Origin of the sequence: Corynebacterium phoceense, from assembly GCF_900092335.1 — a bacterium.
GTDB lineage: Bacteria > Actinomycetota > Actinomycetes > Mycobacteriales > Mycobacteriaceae > Corynebacterium > Corynebacterium phoceense.
Map to the genome: position 1 here is coordinate 542,451 of NZ_LT596208.1, position 18,413 is coordinate 560,863.

An 18,413-nucleotide genomic window follows, 5' to 3' on the forward strand; every position below is an offset into this window, starting at 1 on the left:
CACGAGTTGCCACGCACCCGCGGGCAGGCCCGCGGCGATGGCGAGGCGGCGCAGGTAGATGGCCGTGAGCGTGGTCTGAGAGTCCGGCTTGTGAACCACGGCGTTACCCGCGGCGAGCGCGGCGAGGACGTCGCCGACGCCGAGGGAGAGCGGATAATTCCACGGGGAAATGAGCCCAACGACGCCGAGCGGGTAATACTGCGTGCGCGTCGTGGTGAGCACAGGCAAGGCGCCGCGGTGGCGCTCGTCGCGCAAGGCGTGGGCGGCGCGCTGACCATAGAAGCGCGCGCAATTGTAGAGGTCCATGACCTCGTCATAGGCGTGGGCGCGGGCCTTGCCGTTTTCGGCCTGGATGAGGTCAAGGACGGTGTCCTCGTTCTCGCGCAAAGCCTCGTGGAGGCGGAAGAACACGCGGCGGCGCTCGGCGAAGCTCGTGTTGCCCCAGACCTTTTGTGCGGCGCGGGCGTCCGTGACTGCGGCCTCGACGTCGGGTGTGGTCGCGGTGGGGAAAGTAAAGAGTTCCTCGCCGGTCCAGGGGGCTACCGCGATGTGCGCGGGGCCGGTGCCGCGCACGTCGCCAGCCGGTGCGGAGTCGAGGATCGAGCGCAGGCGAGCGGCGAGTTCAGCGGGAAGCGAGGGCGAGCGAAAGGTTTTCATAAATTCCCATACTAGCGATTACTAGTGTGACTATCCTTGCACTATGACAGTCACTGAGATTCAGTCCACACAAGCGCTGCGCGCGGCCGTGGACCAGCGGCGCGGGGACGAGCGTCGCGCCGCTGGGCGCGGTGGACGTCGACGCCTTTGAAAACAACGCACGCGCCATGGTCGCCCGCGCCGGCGGGCTGCCCATTCGCGTGGCCTCCAAGTCGCTGCGCAGTGTCGAGGCCCTGCGTAATGCGCTGTCCTTCGACCTCGTCGCGGAGGAAGTCGGCGGCGACATCGACGAGATCCTTGAGAACTGGGAGACCCACGCCCGCAGTGCGGATCACTTTGAGTGCTTTTGGTTCCCGCATACCGACCGCGCGCAGATCAAGCGCAATACGCGCCTAGCGCCCGATGCCGCGCACGAGGTGGGCCCGCGTCCGAAGCGGAAGGAATTCCTCGACGAGGAACTCGTGGGCAACGGCGCCTTCGCTGTGGCCCTGGCGGTCGGGCGCGCCGTGCCCGCGTCGATCCCTTACGCCAACCGCATCGCGACCGCAGCGCTCTCGCACAACCGCTACCGCGGCACGAACCACGGCGTGTTCGTCTCGCCGCGTCGCGTGCGCTTCCACGAGATGGAGTACGCCGTGCCGCTGGCTGACGGCCCCGCGGTCGTCCGCGAGATCCGATCGCTAATCGACCGCCGCGGCTGGCGCATCGGCTTCCCGCTCGAGCTGCGCACCACGGCCGCGGACGACGTTGCGCTGTCCACGTCTACCGGCCGCGAGTCCATGTACATCGCCACGCACGTGCCGCAGTTCGTGGAACCGCAGCCCATCTTCGCCGAGATCGAACCGCTCCTGCGCGTCGCCGGCGGGCGCCCGCACTGGGGCAAGATGCACACCCTTGGCCGCGCGGACCTAGCAGAGCTTTATCCGCGCTTCGACGAGTTCTGTGCGCTGCGCGAACAGATGGATCCGCAGTGGCGCTTCGGCTCAAATTATTTGAAGAAACTCTTCGGCTAATTGAACTTTCGGTCTCAATTGACACCCCAGCGCACGGCTGGTTTTATGGCTGTGCAGAAGGGGAGTAGTTCCGCGTCGGCACCTGGGGTTTAACAGGGTCGGCGCTGGCTGGTCGACATACTGGCGCCGCGCGCCCGGCCACCCAGCCAGGTTCCACCTGGTGAACGAGACCTTCGGTATTCACCGTCCGTTTCCTACCCGGCTGAACCGAAGGGACTCGTTACTATGTCCGCCGTTGATCGTTCCGAACAAACCGCCCTCGAGCGGTTTATGAAGCTGTCTATCGCCGCCGCCGTCGCGACGATCCTGCTGAAGACCCTTGCCGCGTGGCTCACCGGTTCCGTGGGTTTTCTTTCCGATGCCCTCGAATCCATCGTCAACCTCGTCGCCGCCATCGCAGGCTTCATTGCGCTGCGCGTCGCCGTCAAGCCCGCGGACAAGGACCACCATTTCGGCCACGGCAAGGCCGAGTATGTCTCCGCGCTGCTTGAAGGCGCGCTCATCTTTGTTGCCGCCGGCATGATTCTCTGGTCCGCCGCCAACCGCCTCATTCATCTTCAGCCGCTCGAGCAACCTGGCCTGGGCCTTCTTTTGTCCACCGCCGCTTCCGTGCTCAACCTCGTGGTCGGCCTGGCGCTCCTGCGCGCCGGTAAGACTTATCGCTCCGCGACCCTCGATGCGGACGGCAAACACCTGCTTACCGACGTGTGGACTTCCGTCGGCGTCCTCGTGGGCATCGCTGCCGTGTGGCTCACCGGTTGGCTCTGGCTCGACCCCGTCATCGCGCTCGCCGTGGGTATCAACATCATGTGGACCGGGTACCAGCTCCTGCGCGACTCCCTTTCGGGCCTGCTCTCTGAATCCCTGCCCGTCGAGGAAAACGCCGCCCTCGACGAGCTCCTCGCGCGCGTTGCCCCCGCTCATGGCCTCACGATTACCCAACGCCGCACCGTGGCCTTCGGCCGCCAGCGCTTCATCTATCTCACCGCCGACGTCGACCCCACGTGGACCGTCCTCGCCTCCCACCAAGCTGCCGATGCCCTCGAAGACGACGTGGACGGTCTCTTCCCAGGCGCAGAGGTCTTCATCCACTTGGAGCCTGCCGGCGTCGAGCACCGCCGCATGCTCCACATGCGCTAGCTCGCCGCGCTACAACCCGCGGCGTAAAACTCGCCCTCGTCGCCCACGGACTGGTAGCCAATCCGTTCATACACGCGGTTCGAGACGGGATTTGCTCGGTCCGTATAGAGCGTCGCGACCTCGCCGTCGTCGAGGATGTCCTGCGTGAGCGTTGCCACGACCCACGCCGCGTAGCCTTGTCCGCGCTCGGCCGCGGGCGTAAACACCGGCCCAATGCGCTTGAGACCCAGGCCTGTGTCGTTCACGGCCGTGTAGTGGACTGGCTGCCCGTCGACCTCCCACAGCCAATGACCGCCGCGCGCGAGACGCTCCGCCACGTCCGCCGCGTTGAAGAAAGCGGCATACCGCTTCTCACATGGCTTACGCCCCGCCTGTTCTTCTGAGTCGTGTACGAATTGCCGGCGCCAGTCGACGATGAGGTCCACGTCGTCCGGAGTCGCCGCACGCAGTTCGCCCGCCGGGCACGCGGGCCAGACCACCTCGTCGAAAAAGTGCAGGCGCGAATGCATCTCCAGCCGCGCGCCGGGGCCGGCGAGCGCCTTGGCTGTCTCAAAGTGGCCGATGCACCCCGGCAGCTTCTCACCCCGCTCGGACAGCGCGTCCTGCAACGCGGCAAGCGCCGCGGGGCGAAGCTTCTGGACATAGGCGGGGTGGGGCGGCGTCGGCTTTGTGCGCATCGCCACGCCTACGATGTCGTCGCCGTCAGTAATCGTCGCGAACCAATACGGCTGGTCCTCGAGCTTCGGCTTATTCGCTTGGGTGGCAAGCACGCTTGTCTCGCGCAGATGCTCCTTCAGATACTCGCTAGCGGCCGCACGAAACTCGGCCGGTTCCTCATAAAAAGTTACGTTCATAGCCACCCAGGTTACAAGTAACGTGACTCACATTTTGAGCCCCATGTGTGGCGGTGCGCGCGACTCGCCCCCGCATGGGGGTAAGAGTGTTTCCTGAGAGGAATATTTGTCACTACATCTTTAGTTTACGGGAGAAACTTTTGGGGTAGCCGTGTGGATTCTCGAATGTTTCGCCCGTTATCCCGTGTCTCTGCCCTGTGGGGAGGGAAAAATGATGTGCATGTCATATATATACTTATCCTGTTGCAGGCGGGTGAGGGGAACCTTAACCTAGGTCACGTCGCGCCGCCGCGTTCGAGCGGTGCACCCACATCCGTACACTCTCGAGGAGAACTGCATGAAGCTTCGCCGTCTTGCCACCGCCGCTGCTGCCGCTGTGGCCGGCGCCACGCTCTCCGGAGCGCTCGTCGCCCCGCTCGCTGGTGCTGCAACCCAGACCGAGTCCTACCCGGAGACCCCGGCCGTCAACGCCAAGCTCCCCATCGTCCACACCAGCCATGGCTCGGACCACATCAAGGCGAACGTGCTCAACGCGCGCCCCATCTGCAACCCGTGGGAAGACACCCGCACCGTGGTCTACAAGGTGACTGACACGTTCATGCCGGTGGGCACCATCTCCACCACGAACCAGACGGAGAAGGACATTCCGCTCCAGCAGAACTTGTCCAAGTCGCAGTCCATTCAGGTTTCCGTCAACGGCGACCGCACCCAGACGACCTCCATCAACGGTAGCCACACCCAGGATGGCACGACCGCGGGCGTTTCTTTCTCCATCGCCAAGTCGCTCGGTGCGTCCGCGTCCTACTCCCTGTCCTGGGAGGCTGGCCAGTCCATCGGCCCGTACGACGTTCCGCCGAACCACACCGGTGAGGCCACCTACGGCTTCCGCGTTCTCGACATGACCGGAACGCAGCAGTACTGCAAGCCCAACGGCACCTGGTCCACCCCGACCTTCTGGTCCGCGCTGCAGCCTGTGAAGAACGAGGTCCGCGTCAAGCTCTACGACGACATCGCGGATTCCTACGCCCCGAACAAGGACGCGCAGAACACCACCCCGGTCGTTGAGGAAGAAGCCAAGGACCCGGAGGCCGACGCTGAGGTCGTGAAGAACAACGAGGTCCCGGTTGAGGGCGAGGTCGCCACCGAGGCCGAGGGCAAGGCCGAGGAAGAGGCTGATAAGAAGCAGGCCGAGGAGCAGCACAAGCTCGACCTCCAGCCGTACTTCACGACGTCCGGTGCGAAGTCCGACGGCTTCGCAGGCACCGTCGCGCTGCGCCTGAAGAACGTCGGCACCGACCGTTACTACGGCGAGTTCCCGGCAACCCAGTTCCGCGTGGATGTTAAGACCGCCGAGGGCCCGGAGGGCGTTGACCGCCTTATCACCCCGCGTTCCTCCAACGGCGCGCACATTCGCGACCTGGGCTTCGATGAGAAGACCTCCACTCGTTCCTTCGAGGTCACGCTGGCTAACCCGATTAACGCCGGCGACTCCGTCCGCGTGGCCAACCTCGACTTCGGCGACGGCAACACCTCTGAGGGCCGTCTCCACAACTACATCGAGGTCACCCAGATCTCCCGCATCGACGGCGACGATTCCGAGTACAACGACCAGAACGTCGACTCCCGCGGCGCCACCCTGTCGGATACCGGCAAGGAGCTGAAGGGCACCTTCTAAAATGAGGGCATGCGAATAGTCGTCACCGCCTTCGATCCCTTCGGCGGGCAGCGCGTCAACCCCGCGCAGCTCGCCGTGGCCGAACTTCCGTCCCGCATTGCCGGGGCGGATGTCGTGCGTTTTACCGTCCCTACTCGCTTCGGTGCCCCATTACCAGACCTCAAGCGTGCCGATGCCGTCCTCTGTGTTGGCCAGGCCGGAGGCCGCGCCCAGCTCACGCCGGAGCGCGTGGCTATCAATATCGACGACGCGTCGATTCCAGACAACGCGGGTAACCAGCCCACGGGCACGCCCATCGTCGAGAATGGACCCGCAGCATATTTCGCGACGCTGCCGGTCAAAGCCATGGTCGCCGCCATTCGCGACGCTGGCTTGCCCGCAGCGCTGTCGAATACCGCGGGCACCTTCGTGTGCAACCACCTCATGTACCGCATGCTGCACGCGACCGCCGGCACCGCGACCCGCGCCGGATTCATCCACGTGCCCTACGCACCGGAACAAGGCGAGCCGTCGCTGCCCGTCGCGGACATCACGCGCGGGCTCGTCGCCGCCATCGAAGCCATCGTCGCCCATCCGGACGGCGATCTCGTGTCGGCGGAGGGAGCGACGCACTAATAGCCCGCATCGTCGCCGCACCCAAGCTCAGCCCGCTGCACCTCGCCCCGGCCTTCGCCGCGTCCCTCGGCGCGACAGTCGACTAGCTCTGACTCGCTCCCGCTGATAGCACTTCAGGACATATAAGGGGCATCCGCGGCGCGGATCAGGGGCCTTATATGTCCTGGAGGGATTTTTACGGGGCGCCAGCGCGGGTTAGGGCAGGCGCTTGGTCCACGCCTCGGTCGCATACTTCGTGTCGACGAGATCGCGTGCCGCCGCGAGGTCGGCCTCCGTGAGCTCCGCCGGACGCGCGCCGTAGCGGGTGGCGAATTCCTGGGCCATCGTCGCGATGATCTCCTCGCGCGGCACGCCGGTCTGGCGGCGCAGCGGGTCAACGCGCTTCTTCGCCGACGCCAGGCCCTTGGACGCGACCTTCACCTTGCCGATGCGCAAGACGTCCATCATCTTGTCCGCGTCAATGTCGTAGCTCATCGTCGTGTGGTGAAGCACCGCGCCGCGGCGACGCTTCTGGGCCGCGCCGCCGATCTTGCCGCCGTCCGAGGTGATGTCATTGATGGGCACGTACCACGCGTTGACGCCATGCTTGGCCAGCGCCGCGAGGACCCACTGATCGAGATAGGCGTAAGAATCCTCATACGAGTAGCCCGCGACGAGAGACTCGGGAGCGTAGATGGAGTACGTGATGCAGTTGCCGCCCTCCATGAACATCGCACCGCCGCCGGACATGCGACGCACCGGCGTAATCCCGTGCTTGTCCACGCCCGCCTGGTCGAGCTCATTGGAGTAGGACTGGTAGCTGCCGAACACGACGGCGCGGTCGTCCCACTCCCAGAAGCGCAGCGTCGGGCCGCGCTGGCCGGTGGCCACCTGGTCGAGCAACAGCTCGTCGAGCGCGACGTTGACCGGCGTGGGCAGCACGCCCGGCTGCAGGATTTCCCACTCGTGGTCCGTGAAATCCGTGCCGTCGGACAGCGCGCGCTGCACCGTCACCGCAAGATCGTGCGTGCTAAACCCGTGCAGGGCCACCGGCTGCTCAACGCGCGCCAAGGCGGCGTCGAGACGGCCCTGAATATCCGCGGTCGCCTCGCCGCGGTGCGTGCCCACGAGCGCCGGCGCGAGCGCCTCGTAGGCGTCCTCGGGCTCAAGGAAGAAATCGCCCGCGACCTGCGCCGCGGTGATGGCGCCGGCCTCGTCGACCGTGATATCGACGACGATGAGTTTGCCGCCCGGGACTTTGAGTTCAAAGTGCTTATTCGCTTCAGTCATAAACAAGAGCGTACTCGTGTTTAATCTTTTCGGCCGCGGCCGGGCTTCCGATGCCGCTTCGCCTTACCCGAGGCTTTCCGCCGCGCCGACACACGCGCGGACTCCGAAGAGTAGCGCCCAGCGGCCTGGGGCAGCGGCAATGGGCGCCACGTGAGGTCGGGTTCGCCGCCCAGCCCCGCGACGACCCCAGCGAGGACGGCGACATCGACACCGTGGGCGCGCGCGTGCTCCGTCATCGCCGCAGTATCGAGCGGTGCTGTCGACGCCGATGTGGGGTGGGTGATCTGAGGGAACGGCCGGGTGCCCTGGGGGACGGGGGAGGCGGCATCGGCAGGCTGGATGAGCGCTTGCCAGGTGCCGTCTGCTGCGGGTGGCTCCGGGATGATGCGCGCGCGGGGCGCGAGTGCCGGAACGGGCGGCTCGAAGAACTCCGCCGAGCCGGGCTCGGGCACGTCGACCGCGATGAGTCCGTCTGCGGCATAGGCACGCGCGAAGAGCGTCTGGCCGCCCTCGACCGCGTGACGCAGGAGGTTGGCGACATGCGCTGGCGCCGGTGCCGTGCCCAGCACGCAGTCTTCGGCGGAGGCGACGAACGTCTCGCCCATGAGCGTGAGGGAAACAAAGAAGGAACACGTGTCCATCTGCGTGAGCTGCTCCGCGGAAACGTCATGTGTGGTCTCCGTGGCAAGCAGCACGCCCATCCCCGGGGCGAGGACGGGGCCGCCCGCGTTATTGCGTGGCACCTGCCAGGGGCCGAGGCCGAGGTTGACCGCGATGTCGAGCATGCCGTCGACGATTTCGACCGTCGCTGTGGTGGTGACGTGCATGGTGCGCAGCTGTTCGAGGTCCGGGAAATCCTGGGATTCCTCGGCGTCGAGGGCACCCAGGTAGCCCAGTGGGCAGCGGATATTCCAGCCGCGGGTGAGATTATTGGTCTCGAGGGTGACGTCGATGAGCGTCGGGCCGTCGGCCAGGTGCGGAATCTTTAGCGCGGTGGAGGCGACGATGTGCTCGAGGACCGCTGCGTGTTCCACGCCGCAGTAGTTGCGGGCCAAGGGATAGTGCTGCATGGCGCTCCTCGCGTTGGTAAGTGGACTCCTCCATCGTAGACTCTAAAGCCATGTTGTTTGCCCTTGCTCTGACGTTGCTTGCGGGCTTATCCACGTCTATCGGCGCCGCCATCGCCGTGGGCCACCGCAACCCGGGGCCGAAGTTCATGGCGGGGGCCCTTGGCCTGTCCGCCGGCGTCATGCTCTACGTCTCCTTTGTGGAGATTTTGCCGCAGGGCGTGGACAAGCTCATTACGGCTTTCGACTCGGAGCGCACTGGCACGTGGCTGGGCGTGGGTGCGTTCTTCCTGGGCATTGCCATCATTGCGGTCATCGACCGCCTTGTGCCGGAAGAGATCAATCCGCACGAGCCGGGCACCATGCTTGACGATGCCCGCCGCGCCCGGCTCATGAAGACCGGCGTGTTCGCCGCCGCGGCGCTTGCCTTCCACAATTTCCCGGAAGGCTTCGCGACATTCCTCGCCGGCTTGGAGGACGCGAGCATCGCGCTGCCGGTCGCGTTTGCTATCGCCATTCACAATATTCCGGAGGGTATCGCTGTGGCCGTGCCCCTGCGCCAAGGCCATGGGCTCGCGGCGCAAGGCGTTTGCGTGGGCGACGCTGTCCGGCCTCGCGGAGCCAGTGGGCGCCGTCGTGGGCTATGTGCTGCTCTTGCCAGTGCTCGGCGATACGACGATGGGCGTGGCTTTCGGCGTCATTGCCGGCATCATGGTGTTCATTTCCTTGGATGAGCTGCTGCCTACCGCAGAGGAAACCGGCGAGCACCACTACGCCATCTACGGCCTCATCGCGGGCATGGCCGTTATGGCATTTTCGCTTCTTATGTTTCTGTAGCCCGCGGTTTCTGCTGGTTGCGCCCAGTATCTTTTGGGTGCCACATATAGTGTGCAGTCCTCCGCTTGCCGGAGGACTGTGCTCGTTTTAGCGTGTGGTGCATGACCATTATGGGGGAGCTGGCCAGCCTGTTGGCCCGGGGGCTCGACATCGTTGACGAGGTGCTCGGCTTGACCGAGTCGGAGATTATCGCCATGGGTATTCCCGACACGCTTGCCAAGGACGTCGTCGCGACTGCCGCGCCGTTTACCGAGACGAATTCATTCCAAGACAAACGCCGCCAGACGCGCGCCGCGGCGAAGAAACACAACCTACTCACGCTTATCGCGGTGGAGAAACAAGCCCAACGGCTGAAGAAAGAACACCAGCGCTGGGACTTACGTCTCGAGGCGTTGAAGAAGACCGGCGATACGAAGCACATCGACAAAGAAGCCCGCGAGCTGGTAAAGAAGGTGGTCAAGCCGCGCACGCCTAAGGCCGGCGTGCGCTTTGCTCAGCATTCGGATGGCAACGCGTCGCTGACTATCTGCGGGCCGTCGGCGGACCTAGCCGACATTCGCGATTCCATTGACAAAGACCAGCCCATTGAGTCTGTGCTCGAGCATTGGTTCGGCGAGAAGAAAGCGGCGCGGCCGACGATCACACTTATGCTTGTGACCACGATGGACAATTACGCCAAGGCCTGCGAGGGTCACGAGGTGTGGTTCCAGCTGTCCAACGGCGCGGTGATTTCCTCGACGGAGCTGGCGACGCGAAACATCAACGACTACGGCTTCCACGTGCTGTTGCACCCGGTCTACGGGCCGGTGAATCTGCATCGGATTTCGCGGTTTGCCTCCACGAAGCAGCGGCTGATGGCCATGGGTGAGAATCCCGTCTGCCCCTGGCCGGGCTGTTCGAAGGGCGCGCACGATTGCCAGGTGCACCACCTGGAAGCCTGGCGCAACGGAGGGGAGACGAGCCCGGAGAATCTCACGATTGCGTGCCAGTATCACAACGCCGTCAACGAGGTGGATGGTCGCGGGTTCTTAAGAAGGCGCGGAACGATTTACTGGGTGCCGCCCAAGGGCTGGTACCACCCGCCGGGTACGCCGGTCGCGCCGGAGCTGGAAGGCCCGCTGCCGGCGTGGGTGGAAGAAGAAAAGCAACTGCTCGAGGAGGAATTTATGAACGCGCGGTAGAACCAGCCGAACGCTTGGCGAAGGTGATGATGGAGACCACCACGAGGCCTAGGAGGAAACCGAACACGAGCGAGATGCCGGTGTCGATGAGCCATTGCAGGGCTCCGTTTGAGGTGATCGCTGCCGCGCGCTCGATGAGGTTGTGGAGCTCGTGCGCGCCGAATTCGTGGAGACCGTTGATGACGATGTGGCCGCCGACCCAGAGCATGGCGAAGGTACCGATGACGGAGATGATGTTGAGGGCGATGGGCATGCCCTTGACGAGGGCAGTGCCCAGCGGAGACTTGCCGTTGCGGCGCTTGAGCAGTCCGATGCCCATGTCATCCATCTTCACGAGGAGGCCCACGACGCCGTAGACGCCGAGAGTGATGAGGATAGCGACGGCGATGAGCGTGCCCAGGCGCAGCCAGAACGTCTCCTCTATAACGGCGTTGAGGGAGAGCACCATGATTTCCGCGGACAGAATGAGGTCCGTGGTGATGGCGGAGGAGACCAAGCGGTCCTCGGCCTCCTTGGGAGACTCGCTCGTGGGAGCGGCATCCTCGTGGTGTTCATCGCGCTTGAAGAAGTGGATGACCTTCTCCGCGCCCTCGAAGCACAGGTACGTGCCGCCGGCCATGAGGATGGGAGTAAGCGCCCACGGCGCGATCCAGGACAGGATGAGCGCGATGGGCAGGATGATGACCAGCTTATTGCGCAGCGAGCCCTTCGTGATGCGCCAGATCATGGGCAGCTCGCGCGCGGGCTGGACGCCTTGGACGTACTGCGGGGCGACAGCGGCGTCATCGATGACAACTCCGGCTGCCTTGATAGAGGTTCTTCCAGCGAGTGTTGCAACGTCATCGACGCTCGCCGCGGCGGAGCGGGCGATGAGCGCGATGTCATCGAGAAGGGCGAAGAGTCCACCGGCCATGAAGAAATCCTTTGCGCTAGGGAGGGGATTGACGCGCCAATCTTACTGGTTGGCTAGCCTTCCGGCACGAGTTCGACATGCTCCGCCCACGTGAGTGGGTAGCCAATGGCCGTGAGCCAGTCAATGACGTTGTCGTTGTGACGGGTAGTCCCGTCGACGGCGCGCAGAGTGGCGTCGATGGCGAACTCGGCGTCCTCGGCGGAGATGAGCCCCTGTGCGGTGGCCTGCGAGAGCTCGTCGATGTCATCGACGGTGATAGGGGAGCCGGTCGTGGAGAGAAGGTCGATGTAGAGGTCGCGGGTGGTCCAGGCGGCATCGGAAAGCTCAATGCTGGCGACGTCGATGTAGAAGTCCTGGTAAAAGCGGCCGCCCGCCCGCTCATGGAACTTGTTGACACGCAGACCTAGGCCCGGAAGTAGCCAAGACTCCAGGTAGCCGAAGCGCGGGTGGTTGGCGCCGCGGGCCATGTAGAGGCCGAACTCGTGGCGCTCGTACGCGTCGACGGTGCGGTCGATGCCCTTGGGATCGACGTTGATGTGGTCAGCGAGGCGGAAGGTCTCCAGCTTCGGCGCGTGCATTACTTGGCCTCGATGATGGCGGCGGTGGGGGCGAAGGTGCAGCGCGACTCGGCGGTGTTCACGGCGCCGGAGAGCACGGCGACGACGGTGCCGGTGCCGGTCTGCGCGCGGCCGGAAACCGTCGTGGGGCCGTCCGGGTTGATGCCGTGGTTGGTGAGCGGGGTTTCGCCGAATGCGAAATTATCGATGTTGAACCACTGGACCCTCATGGCGCCCTGGTTGGGGGCGGCGGTCTGCGTACCCAGTGCGGTAAAGAGGAAGACCATCTCGCCGGGGCCAGCGCCAGGCGCCGGGATGTCCGTGGGGCCGGGCACGGCGATGGCGGAGCCCATGGCGTCTTGCTGGCCGCCGATGCAGTTCGCGGAGACCGTCGGCCAGTAGAACTGGGTAAAGCCGGGGCCGCCGTCGACAAGCTGGACGCCGCCCTCGCCGGTGGCACCCTCGCCGGTGCTGAACGCCAGCGCAGAGAGCACGGCGTTGCGGAGGTCCTGCGGAACGAAAGGCTGATCCACGAAGGCGTGAATGCGCGACTGCGTCTCCGGCGTGGGGCGGCCTAGGCCGTCGAGCGGGTTGGAGGACGCGGGCAGGCCGGTGACGGAGGAGAAGTCCGGCGCGGCGGCAGTGGCGGGCACAATGGCCGCAGCGGTGGCGGTCGCAGCGAGCGTCGCGGAGGCAACGCACGCAGCGGCGGCACTGCGCAGGACGGTAACCGAGGAGCTCACGGGTAAAGGGTTTCCTTCTGTGGATAGGAGACAATGCAGTCGGACACGCTCCGCGCGAAGGCACGAAGATACACCGACGGCGGCGTGGGCTACGCCGCACCGACGAGGACGGCCAGCCAGCCATCCGTGTCGGGCAGAGCGTAGGGCGCGCCGCTGAACAAACATTAAGTTATTGTCAAATAATCAACATGAGTCACAATAGTCACTTGAGTTTCTCGGTCAACTAATGAGGCTGGATTTTGTGGGGCGCCTGTGAAATTGTTACCGATCTGTGACTTTTGGTTGGGGTGTGCGACGGTGTTGGGATGGGGTGTGTCGTTTCCTGCGAGAGTGTGCTCGCGGTGAGAATGCCCACTCTTGGCCGCTGTGGGGTGGCTGTCGTGGTCCTTAATGCTGCGTCTTTGCCGTGTTGGGGGTAAGATTCTTACCCGTTCATAATTTCCCCGTGCAGACGGCGGTGGCATTCGGGCCCCGCTTGACGGACATGAGCGCCCTTATCCGCAGGCCTTCTGAGGTCGCTGCCAGGGTAAGCGGTGCGGAACTGCCACTGGTGCGGGAAATTTCACCCCCAGATTCTTAAAGGAGAATCCCCCTCGTGACCCAAACCGAGTTCCGCAACGTCGCCATCGTCGCCCACGTTGACCACGGTAAGACCACCCTCGTCAACGGCATGCTGGAGCAGTCCGGCGCTTTCGGTGACCACGGCGAGCACACGGACCGCGTCATGGACTCCAATGACCAGGAGCGCGAGCGCGGCATTACCATTCTCGCGAAGAACACGGCCATCCACCGCAAGGGCCTGGGCAAGGACGGTGGCGACCTCATCATCAACGTCATCGACACCCCGGGTCACGCCGACTTCGGCGGCGAGGTCGAGCGCGGTATCTCCATGGTCGACGGCGTTGTCCTCCTTGTTGACGCGTCCGAGGGTCCGCTGCCGCAGACCCGCTTCGTGCTCACCAAGGCTCTCGAAGCCAAGCTGCCCGTCATCATTTGTGTGAACAAGACGGACCGCCCGGACGCACGTATCGACGAAGTCGTTGCCGAGTCCCAGGACCTGCTGCTCGAAATCGCTGCGGGTCTCGACGACCCGGAGGCCGAGGCCGCTGCGGAAGAACTGCTCGACCTGCCGGTTCTGTACGCTTCCGGTCGTGCCGGCATTGCGTCTACCGAGAACCCGGGCAACGGCAATGTCCCGGAGGGCGAAGACCTCCAGCCGCTCTTCGACGTTATCTACAACGTCCTGCCGGAGCCGTCTGCTTCCGTCGACGGCCCGCTGCAGGCACACGTCGCCAACCTCGACTCTTCTGACTTCCTCGGCCGTATTGCTCTGCTGCGTATCTACTCCGGCAAGATCAAGAAGGGCCAGCAGGTCGCGTGGATTTCCTGGGACGAGGACGGCAACGAGGTTGTCAAGAACGTCAAGGTTGCCGAGCTGTTGCGTACCGTCGGCTTCGAGCGAGAGCCGGATACCGAGGCCATCGCGGGCGACATCATCGCTATCTCCGGTATCCCGGAGATCATGATTGGCGATACCATCGCTGATGTCGACAACCCGGTTGCTCTGCCGAAGATCGACATCGATGAGCCGGCCATCTCCATGACCATCGGCGTCAACACCTCGCCGATGGCCGGCCAGGGCGGCGGCGACAAGCTCACGGCTCGTATGGTCAAGGCCCGCCTCGACCAGGAGCTCATCGGTAACGTCTCCATCAAGGTTCTGCCCACCGAGCGTCCGGATGCCTGGGAAGTCCAGGGCCGCGGCGAGATGGCGCTGTCCGTTCTCATTGAGAACATGCGCCGCGAGGGCTTCGAGCTCACCGTGGGTAAGCCGCAGGTCGTTACCCAGGTCATCGATGGCAAGACCATGGAGCCGTACGAGATGCTCACGGTCGACACCCCGTCCGAGCACCAGGGCGCCGTCACCCAGTTGCTGGCCACCCGTAAGGGCCAGATGCAGTCCATGGACGTCCGCGAGGGCGACTGGGTCCGCATGACCTTCCGTGTTCCGGCCCGTGGCCTCATCGGCTTCCGCACCCAGTTCCTCACCGAGACCCGCGGCGCGGGTATCGCCAACTCCATCTCGGATGGCCTGGACGTCTGGGCTGGCGAGATCAAGTCGCGTGCCACCGGCTCGCTCGTCGCTGACCGTTCCGGCCAGATCACGGCGTACGCGCTGCAGCAGCTCGCAGACCGCGGCGATTTCTTCGTGGAGCCGGGCATGGAGGCCTACGAGGGCATGGTCGTGGGCGCCAACAACCGTGATGAGGATATGGACATCAACATTACGAAGGAAAAGAAGCTCACCAACATGCGTTCCGCTACCGCGGATGCCACGGTGACCCTGCAGAAGGCCCGCACCTTGTCCCTCGATGAGGCGCTGGAATTCTGTGGCGGCGACGAGTGCGTCGAGGTTGCCCCGAACGTCCTGCGCGTGCGCAAGGTCGAGCTGTCGGCGACGGACCGTAAGCGCGCTGCGTCGCGCGCAAAGCAGCTGAATAAGTAAGATTCTGCTTCACACGGCGCCGCCGCGCCCGCCTGCTCTCACGCAGGAGGACGCGGCGGCGTTCGTCTGTGCGCTGCACGGCGCTACAGTAGGCTCGACAGAATTACCGTAGAAAAGCGGAGAAAGTACGAGACATGGTGCGATTCCTCCAGCCCCTCCTGCGCGGTGCGACTGCGCTCGTGTGCGCCTGCGCGTTGAGTGCGTGTGCTGCCAACCCCGGCCCGCCGCCGGTTGTCGATGAAGAGGAAGCCGCGACCGTCACGGGGACTCCCACGACCACGCGCGCGGCGACGGACGTGCCGGAGCGCACCACGGTTTCCATCGGCGTTGATCCGCTGGTGGGCGGGCTCAATCCGCATCTCGCCGCGAATAATCAGGAGCTCGTCCAGCAGCTCACGGACCTCGTGCTGCCGTCCGCGTTCCGCAACGGCGTCATGGATACAGACCTGCTCGATAGCGCCGAGGAAGTCGAGGCCCCGCGGGGTGTTGCGCAGCGCGTGCGGTACAAGATTTCCTCCGCCGCGCAGTGGTCAGACGGCACGCCCATTTCCGCGGCAGACTTCAGCTACCTGTGGCACGGCATGGTGACCACCGCCGGCGTCCAGGACCCGGCGGGCTACCGAGCCATTTCGAGGATTGCCTCGAGCGACGGCGGGCGCGTCGTCACCGTCGACTTCCGCGAACGCGTCGCGAACTGGCAGGGGCTCTTCCACGGGCTCGTGCCGTCCCACCTGCTCGGTGACGTCGCCTTCGATACGGTCCTGCATGACGATATTCCTGCCTCGGCGGGCCGCTACCTCGTCGCGACCGTGGACCGCGCCCGTGGGGTCATTACGCTCAACCGCAATGATCGTTACTGGGGCAAGGACCCTGCGCGCACCGACGTCATCATGTTGCGCTCGGTCCGCGACGCGGAGCAGGCCATCAATATGCTGCGCTCTGGCCAGATTGGCTTCGCGGACTTCACGCCGGAGCAGACCACGCTCGAGGCGCTCTCGCTCCTGCCGGATGTCGACGCGGAGACGGTGGATACCGCGCGTCAGTTGCGCTTGCATGTCGCGCTGCCCGAGGAAGCTCGCGCGCAGCTCGCGGAGCTCATCGATGCCCGCCAGGTTGCACGGTTGGCCACCGGGCGCACCGCGCCGCTCGATGTCCCAGGCCAGGCTGCCGATGCCCCCTCGTCCGAGGCGGCAGACAACCCCGACGTCGCAGAGCTCGTCGCCTTGGGACGTCCCGTGCACATCGGCGTCGATCCCTCCGATACGACGGCGGCTACGGCGGCCAATATCCTCGTCGACCAGCTCGCCCTGCACGGCGTGAGCGCGAAGGTGGTTGCGGACCGCATGCGCACATTGGCGGCGGAGTCGTTGCCCTCGGGCACGGTCGATGCCGTGTTGAGCTGGGATACTGTGGACGAGAATCCACTCCGCGTGGCCAGCTCCTACGTCTGTGCGAGCGATCCGGTCCCGGTGGGGACAACGTCGTCAGCTGCACCAAGCGCGGCTGACCCAGCCGGGTCGACCACGCCGGGTTCGCCGGAGCCTTCTGTGGCAGACACGTCGGCAAAGGATAGCGCGGCGGCGGAGCGCACGAGCGAGGAGACCGCGACGTCGCTGGGCGATCTGTGGGACGAGGACGAGACTCCGGAGACCTTCCCGGGCGAGCTGTCCGGCGTGTGCCCGCCGGACGCGGCGGTGACGCGTGCGGCGATTCTGAGCGGGGAGACGAAGGCTGCCGATGCCGCCCGCGCGTTGGCGGAGTGGCAGGCGCGCAGCCACGTGGTTGTTCCGCTGCTCGCCGAGTCACGGCTCCTCGCCCTGGGAGAGGGCATCGTGGGACCGGGGACTACAGTGGACGCATGGCGCGCGGGACTCGCGACGGCACCCGAGTGGACGCCCGAGGACAAGGACCTGGCCGCGACGTCGACGGCCACCCGCGAAGCAGCGCGAGGTGCCGATAAGGGCGCAGACCAAGACAACGACGCGAAACAGGGCACGAACGAGGACAAAGGACGAAAAGAATGACGGATTTGACTGGCTTCCGCGTGGTCGCGGTGCATGCGCACCCGGACGATGAGGTCCTCTTTACCGGCGGCACGCTCGCGGACCTGGCGCGCCGTGGCGCGACGGTCACCTTGCTCACGCTCACACTGGGCGATGAGGGCGAAGTCATCGGCGAGCCGTACCAGAGCGTCGTGGACAACGGCGTGCTGGCGGGCTTGCGCGTGCGCGAGCTCGAAGACGCCGTCGCGGCGTTGGGCATCGAGCACGAGTTTGTGGGCGGCGCTGGCTTCTTCCGCGACTCGGGCATGGAAGGCTCACCCGCGCACGAGCACCCGCGTGCACTGGTCAACCGTGTCGAGGAGGCGGCGGGGCACCTGCGTGGCCGGTTTGCGGAGCTCGACCCGCACATTATCGTGACCTACGGTCCGGACGGCGGCTACGGCCACCCGGACCACATCGCGGTGCATAAGGCGGTTCACACCGCGGCGGGAGACCGTCGCGTGTGGTGGGCTGTCTTCGACCGCGCACAGAACTACGCGGGCCTCGACACACTCACCGAGCCCGAGGGCTGGCAGAAGCCGGACAGGGACTACCTCGATAACTTCACGAACGAGGCCTCGGAGACTGAGACGTTCGTGCGCTACCCGCTCGATGACGCGGCGTACGCCGCCAAGCGCGCGGGCATGGCCGCCCACCCGACGCAGATCTGGCTGGCGGACGGAACGGTGTCGCGGACGAACCCGGTCTCGGCCTTCGCGGGCATCGGCGACCCGGCCGTGGCGCCGGTGGCCTTCGGATTGTCGAACCTGCTCGTCATGCCGTTGCTGCGCGCCGAGTTCTATCACCTGGGCCAGGCAGGTACCGCCGCGGCGGCGCCAGCAGAAGGCGCTGCAGGTTTGTTCGCAGGACTCGAGCGATGAATAACACGCAGGCGGAGCAGCCTTCCCAGCAGGCCCGAGAGCAGGCGCAGCCGGCGATTCGCACGAATTTCGATCGGGGCGAGGCGGTGACGGGATTGGTGTGGCTGAGCCTCGGTGCAATCTTCTCGTTGCTCCTCGAGGTGGTTTACCTCGGCGCGCGTCTGCCGCTGGGGGAGACCTCCATCCCGTTCCCCGTGACCATCGCCGTGGCATTTGGATTCAACCTTGTCCTCACGCGCACGGCGCTGTTATGGTCGCGCCGCACGCTTGTCGCCGCGGTGCCCCTTATCGTGTGGACGCTGGGCTTTTTGGCTCTGGCGCTAGCAGGGGGCATCGGCAGCCTGCAAGCGTTGCCCGCCACATTATCGACCATCCTGTTATTTGCGGCTGGAGTAGCCGGGGGCGGGTGGCCTTTCTTCAATGGGAAGTGACATACTAGGTAAGTTCACATCCCCCTGACGTA

The 18,413-nt window shown here is 65.2% G+C and carries 16 protein-coding genes and 1 pseudogene; 10 read left to right on the top strand and 7 right to left on the bottom strand.

The features are described 5' to 3' along the window. The coding region (locus BN9444_RS06730; protein WP_141681575.1) for an aldehyde dehydrogenase family protein at nucleotides 1–657 on the bottom strand (657 nt) is incomplete at its 3' end. A 131-nt stretch (nucleotides 658–788) separates the two neighbouring features. Between BN9444_RS06730 and BN9444_RS06735 the strand changes: the two genes are divergently transcribed. Together BN9444_RS06735 and BN9444_RS06740 are read left to right on the top strand one after the other, a co-directional pair. Beyond that, nucleotides 789–1,670, top strand: a complete 882-nt coding sequence (locus BN9444_RS06735) for a D-arabinono-1,4-lactone oxidase (RefSeq protein WP_068801630.1) — start codon at nucleotides 789–791, stop codon at nucleotides 1,668–1,670. 225 nt (nucleotides 1,671–1,895) lie between these two features. Beyond that, entirely contained in the window at nucleotides 1,896–2,810 is a 915-nt protein-coding gene (locus BN9444_RS06740; RefSeq protein ID WP_066509603.1) for a cation diffusion facilitator family transporter, read from the top strand. On the opposite strand, the gene BN9444_RS06745 is transcribed toward BN9444_RS06740, so the two are convergent. Next, the gene (locus BN9444_RS06745) at nucleotides 2,807–3,664 is read right to left on the bottom strand and encodes a GNAT family N-acetyltransferase (protein WP_084759269.1); all 858 of its coding nucleotides are present in this window, start codon (nucleotides 3,662–3,664) and stop codon (nucleotides 2,807–2,809) included. The genes BN9444_RS06740 and BN9444_RS06745 overlap by 4 nt on opposite strands. 337 nt (nucleotides 3,665–4,001) lie before the next feature. Here BN9444_RS06745 and BN9444_RS06750 point away from each other — a divergent pair, with 337 nt between their 5' ends. Further along, nucleotides 4,002–5,339 (top strand): hypothetical protein, encoded by a 1,338-nt coding sequence (locus BN9444_RS06750; RefSeq protein ID WP_066488658.1) that lies wholly within the window; start codon nucleotides 4,002–4,004, stop codon nucleotides 5,337–5,339. A 9-nt stretch (nucleotides 5,340–5,348) separates the two neighbouring features. After that, complete coding sequence (pcp, locus tag BN9444_RS06755; protein WP_066488662.1) at nucleotides 5,349–5,954, top strand: pyroglutamyl-peptidase I; 606 nt, start codon at nucleotides 5,349–5,351, stop codon at nucleotides 5,952–5,954. 195 nt (nucleotides 5,955–6,149) lie between these two features. On the opposite strand, the gene BN9444_RS06760 is transcribed toward pcp, so the two are convergent. Then, entirely contained in the window at nucleotides 6,150–7,223 is a 1,074-nt protein-coding gene (locus tag BN9444_RS06760; protein ID WP_068801631.1) for a lipoate--protein ligase family protein, read from the bottom strand. 20 nt (nucleotides 7,224–7,243) lie between these two features. After that, on the bottom strand, nucleotides 7,244–8,293 hold the full coding sequence (locus BN9444_RS06765; RefSeq protein WP_068801632.1) for a hypothetical protein: 1,050 nt from the start codon (nucleotides 8,291–8,293) through the stop codon (nucleotides 7,244–7,246). 50 nt (nucleotides 8,294–8,343) lie between these two features. Between BN9444_RS06765 and zupT the strand changes: the two are divergent. Next, nucleotides 8,344–9,127 (top strand): annotated as a pseudogene (zupT, locus tag BN9444_RS06770) (zinc transporter ZupT). 101 nt (nucleotides 9,128–9,228) lie between these two features. After that, the gene (locus BN9444_RS06775) at nucleotides 9,229–10,308 is read left to right on the top strand and encodes an HNH endonuclease signature motif containing protein (protein WP_068801633.1); all 1,080 of its coding nucleotides are present in this window, start codon (nucleotides 9,229–9,231) and stop codon (nucleotides 10,306–10,308) included. Here the strand turns inward: BN9444_RS06775 and BN9444_RS06780 are convergent. The 3 genes from BN9444_RS06780 to BN9444_RS06790 are packed head-to-tail and all read right to left on the bottom strand — an operon-like array spanning nucleotide 10,292 to nucleotide 12,521. Further along, nucleotides 10,292–11,221 (bottom strand): DUF808 domain-containing protein, encoded by a 930-nt coding sequence (locus BN9444_RS06780; protein ID WP_068801634.1) that lies wholly within the window; start codon nucleotides 11,219–11,221, stop codon nucleotides 10,292–10,294. The genes BN9444_RS06775 and BN9444_RS06780 overlap by 17 nt on opposite strands. Before the next feature lie 53 nt (nucleotides 11,222–11,274). Next, nucleotides 11,275–11,799, bottom strand: coding sequence for a ribonuclease FAU-1 family protein (locus tag BN9444_RS06785; RefSeq protein ID WP_066490555.1), 525 nt, complete (start codon nucleotides 11,797–11,799; stop codon nucleotides 11,275–11,277). Next, on the bottom strand, nucleotides 11,799–12,521 hold the full coding sequence (locus tag BN9444_RS06790) for an Rv1157c family protein (protein ID WP_068801635.1): 723 nt from the start codon (nucleotides 12,519–12,521) through the stop codon (nucleotides 11,799–11,801). The genes BN9444_RS06785 and BN9444_RS06790 overlap by 1 nt, the downstream gene beginning before the upstream one ends. Before the next feature lie 595 nt (nucleotides 12,522–13,116). Here BN9444_RS06790 and typA point away from each other — a divergent pair. The 4 genes from typA to BN9444_RS06810 all read left to right on the top strand — a co-directional run bounded on the left by typA (nucleotide 13,117) and on the right by BN9444_RS06810 (nucleotide 18,381). Beyond that, nucleotides 13,117–15,027: a translational GTPase TypA gene (gene typA / locus BN9444_RS06795; protein ID WP_068801636.1), complete on the top strand. Its 1,911-nt coding sequence runs from the start codon at nucleotides 13,117–13,119 to the stop codon at nucleotides 15,025–15,027. A 134-nt stretch (nucleotides 15,028–15,161) separates the two neighbouring features. Next, nucleotides 15,162–17,051, top strand: a complete 1,890-nt coding sequence (locus BN9444_RS06800; protein ID WP_068801637.1) for an ABC transporter family substrate-binding protein — start codon at nucleotides 15,162–15,164, stop codon at nucleotides 17,049–17,051. Further along, nucleotides 17,048–17,950 carry a PIG-L family deacetylase gene (locus BN9444_RS06805; protein WP_068801638.1) on the top strand — a complete coding sequence of 301 codons (903 nt, stop codon included), beginning with the start codon at nucleotides 17,048–17,050 and terminating at the stop codon, nucleotides 17,948–17,950. Before BN9444_RS06800 ends, BN9444_RS06805 begins: the two co-directional genes overlap by 4 nt. Further along, nucleotides 17,947–18,381: a hypothetical protein gene (locus BN9444_RS06810; protein ID WP_068801639.1), complete on the top strand. Its 435-nt coding sequence runs from the start codon at nucleotides 17,947–17,949 to the stop codon at nucleotides 18,379–18,381. Before BN9444_RS06805 ends, BN9444_RS06810 begins: the two co-directional genes overlap by 4 nt. Nucleotides 18,382–18,413 lie beyond the last annotated feature (32 nt).

Coding starts and splice junctions, on each gene's coding strand:
- BN9444_RS06785 (WP_066490555.1), bottom strand. CDS start 11,799: ATGCACGCGCCGAAGCTGGAGACCTTCCGCCTCGCTGACCACATCAAC.
- pcp (WP_066488662.1), top strand. CDS start 5,349: ATGCGAATAGTCGTCACCGCCTTCGATCCCTTCGGCGGGCAGCGCGTC.
- BN9444_RS06760 (WP_068801631.1), bottom strand. CDS start 7,223: ATGACTGAAGCGAATAAGCACTTTGAACTCAAAGTCCCGGGCGGCAAA.
- BN9444_RS06765 (WP_068801632.1), bottom strand. CDS start 8,293: ATGCAGCACTATCCCTTGGCCCGCAACTACTGCGGCGTGGAACACGCA.
- BN9444_RS06810 (WP_068801639.1), top strand. CDS start 17,947: ATGAATAACACGCAGGCGGAGCAGCCTTCCCAGCAGGCCCGAGAGCAG.
- BN9444_RS06740 (WP_066509603.1), top strand. CDS start 1,896: ATGTCCGCCGTTGATCGTTCCGAACAAACCGCCCTCGAGCGGTTTATG.
- BN9444_RS06775 (WP_068801633.1), top strand. CDS start 9,229: ATGACCATTATGGGGGAGCTGGCCAGCCTGTTGGCCCGGGGGCTCGAC.
- BN9444_RS06750 (WP_066488658.1), top strand. CDS start 4,002: ATGAAGCTTCGCCGTCTTGCCACCGCCGCTGCTGCCGCTGTGGCCGGC.
- BN9444_RS06805 (WP_068801638.1), top strand. CDS start 17,048: ATGACGGATTTGACTGGCTTCCGCGTGGTCGCGGTGCATGCGCACCCG.
- BN9444_RS06745 (WP_084759269.1), bottom strand. CDS start 3,664: ATGAACGTAACTTTTTATGAGGAACCGGCCGAGTTTCGTGCGGCCGCT.
- BN9444_RS06800 (WP_068801637.1), top strand. CDS start 15,162: ATGGTGCGATTCCTCCAGCCCCTCCTGCGCGGTGCGACTGCGCTCGTG.
- BN9444_RS06780 (WP_068801634.1), bottom strand. CDS start 11,221: ATGGCCGGTGGACTCTTCGCCCTTCTCGATGACATCGCGCTCATCGCC.